Genomic DNA, 3,263 nt, shown 5'->3' with positions numbered 1-3,263 from the left:
CTGCGGGTGGCGTAGTCGACGGCTCGCCGATTGTCGGGATCGACCAGGCTGTCGTCCCATAGCTCGGTGCCCTGGTAGATGTCGGGGATACCCGGGCAGGTCAGGGACAGCAGCTTCTGGCCCAGCGCATCGTTTTCGGCATGTGGTTGCAGGCGGGTAACCAGTGCGGTGAGCTCGCGCGACACGGGTCCGTCCAGCACGGTGTCCAGCCAGCGATGCACCGCGGCTTCGAAGTCGGAGTTCGGTGTGTTCCAGGTGGTGTGAACGGCGGCCTCCCGGATCGCCTTCTCGGCGTAGGTATGTAACCGGCCGCGTAGCTCGTCGGTGACGTCGCCGTCGGTCGGCCACACGCCGAAGATGTTCTGCCACAAAAATAATGCGGTGGCCGGGTCGGGAGAGGGAGTCGAGACGTCCCAGCGGCCGACCAACTCCGCCCACAGCGACGGCACCTGTGAGAGCACGCCGATGCGGGCACGAACATCCTCACCACGCTTGGTGTCGTGAGTCGACAATGTCGTCATCGCCCGCGGCCACACCCGAGCCCGAACGGCTGCGCGAGAATGAAATTCGGCTAAACCGACGCCGAAATGCTTCGGCTCACCGCCGACTTCGTTCAGTGACACCAACCGCGCGTCGCGGTAGAACAAGCAGTCCTCGACGGCCTTTGCGGTCACGGCCCCGCACAACTGCTGCAGACGCACCGCGGACTCGTCGTCGTCGGCCACCGCGGCGGCGATCAGCTGCAGCGGCAGGGCCAGCGCGGGTGCGGCGGATTGGGTTTGGGCCAGGGCTGTCGGCAGGATCGCGGCCAGCCCGGGATAGTCGCTGCGGTAGACGTCGATGCGAGTCAGCAGTGCCGCCAGCGCGTCGGGTAATTGCGGGTGGTCCGCGTCGGTCGCCGTCGCGATGCAGCGGCGCAACCGGGCCAGCTCACTGGCCAGCGTCTCGGTCGCAGCGGACACCTTCAGGGTGGCCGTGGACAGCAGCCCTTCGATGTCGGCGGACCGCAGCAAAGACGTCAAAGACTCGGCGCCGTGCGGATCGACGAAGAGTCCACCGATCTCGCGTAGCGCGTCGTATCCGGTGGTGCCGGCCACCGGCAGGCTCAGATCCAGCGGCTCGCCGGCCGCGAGAATCTTTTCGACCACGATCCACGCATCCGCCCCGACGAGGTCGCGGAGCCAGCGCAGATACCCGGCGGGGTCGGCCAGGCCGTCGGGATGGTCGACGCGCACCCCGTCGACGAGTCCGTCGGTAAACCACCGCGCCACCTCGGCGTGGCTGGTCTCGAACACGGTGCGGTCTTCCTGGCGCAGCCCGGCCAGCGACGTGATCGAGAAGAAGCGCCGATAACCGACCACGTTGTTGCGCCAACCGATCAGCCGGTAATGCTGGCGGTCGTGCACCTGGGGGCCCGTGCCGTCGCCGGTGCCCGGCGCGATGGGCAGCGCCAGACCGCCCAGCCGTAACAGATCGCCGTCAACGGTGAGGTCGGCGACATCGTCGTCAGAACCTAGCAGCGGCAGCACAATCCGGCCGGCGCCCAGTTCCCAGTCAATGTCGAAGAAGGACGCGTATGCCGAGGATCTGCCGCGCCGCAGGACATCCCACCACCACGGATTCTGTTCCGGCTTGTCCACTCCGACATGGTTGGGCACGATATCGACAATTAAGCCGATCTTCCGTTTGCGCGCCGCCGCCGACAGCTTTGCCAACCCTTCGGGCCCGCCGAGTTCGGCCGAGACCGTGGTCGGGTCGGTGACGTCGTAGCCATGCGCCGAGCCGGCAACCGGGGTGAGGATCGGCGACAGGTACAGATGCGAGACCCCAAGCTCGTCGAGGTAGTCGAGTAGGGCCTCGGCGTCGGCGAAGGTGAACCCGAATCCGCTCGCAGCACCCCGAAGCTGCAGCCGATAGGTCGACAGTACTGGCAGGATGACTTTGTCTGAGGCCATGCGTCACTTGGTCTTACGGAAGATGAGCAGCGCCCGTGCGGGCAGTGATACCTCGTCGCCGGCGTTGACGACCAGCGTCACCGATCCGCATGGGTCAGTGGTGTCCAGCACGGCGGTCCATTCGGTCGCGTAGTCGTCGGCGGGTATGACGAAAGCCACCTCGTGGTCGTGGGCGTTGAAACACATCAAAAACGAGTCGTCGACAACCCGCTCGCCGCGCGCATTCGGCTCGGGGATCGCCTCACCGTTGAGGAAAACCGCAATGCCTTTGCCGAATTCGCCGCCCCAGTCCTGATGCTGCATTTCCTTGCCGGCCGGCGTCAGCCAGGCGATGTCGCGGGCTTCGTCGCCGCTGCGGATCGGCTGGCCGTCGAAGAACCGGCGGCGGCGAAACACCGGATGGGCCTTGCGTAGCGCGGTGACCTTACGGGTGAACTCCAGTTGATCGCTGTTCTTGTCCACCAAAGTCCAGTCCATCCAGGACAATTCGGAGTCCTGGCAGTAGACGTTGTTGTTGCCGTGTTGGGTTCGGCCGATCTCGTCGCCGTGGGCGATCATCGGCGTGCCCTGGCTCACCATCAGGGTGGCCATGATGTTGCGCATCTGCCGGCCGCGCAGGGTCAGGATTTCCGGGTCGTCGGTCGGGCCTTCAACCCCACAGTTCCAGGACCGGTTGTGGCTTTCGCCGTCGCGGTTGTCCTCGCCGTTGGCCTCGTTGTGTTTCTCGTTGTAGGAGACGAGGTCATTGAGGGTGAACCCGTCGTGGGCGGTGACGAAGTTGATGCTGGCACCGGGGCGGCGACCGGTCGCCTCGTAGAGGTCCGAGGACCCGGTCAGCCGAGACGCGAACTCGCCCAGGGTTGCGGGCTCGCCCCGCCAGTAGTCACGCACAGTATCGCGATACTTCCCGTTCCACTCGGTCCACAAACCCGGAAAGTTGCCGACCTGGTAGCCGCCCTCACCGACGTCCCACGGTTCGGCGATCAGCTTGACCTGGCTGATAATCGGATCCTGTTGCACCAGATCGAAAAACGCGCTCAGCCGATCGACGTCGTAGAACTCGCGTGCCAGCGTCGAGGCCAGATCGAAGCGGAATCCGTCGACGTGCATCTCGGTCACCCAGTACCGCAGCGAGTCCATGATCAGCTGCAGCGTGTGCGGATGGCGCGCGTTGAGACTGTTGCCGGTACCGGTGAAGTCCTTGTAGCTACTCAGATCGTCGTCGACGAGCCGGTAGTAGGCGGCGTTGTCGATACCGCGGAAGTTGATCGTGGGGCCGAGATGGTTGCCTTCGGCGGTGTGGTTGTA

At 65.2% G+C, this 3,263-nt stretch carries 2 protein-coding genes; both read right to left on the bottom strand.

All coding sequences use genetic code 11. The features are described from left to right. On the bottom strand, window positions 1-1,955 hold a 1,955-nt coding region (gene treY / locus AC2VOU_RS02245), incomplete at its 3' end, for a malto-oligosyltrehalose synthase (protein ID WP_486955891.1). Between the two features lie 3 nt (window positions 1,956-1,958). After that, window positions 1,959-3,263 (bottom strand): glycogen debranching protein (locus AC2VOU_RS02240; RefSeq protein ID WP_486955890.1); only part of this gene is annotated, 1,305 nt, incomplete at its 5' end.

This window comes from Mycobacterium sp. TH-M25, from assembly GCF_057473665.1.
This window is presented reverse-complemented; position numbering and strand designations above follow the sequence as displayed.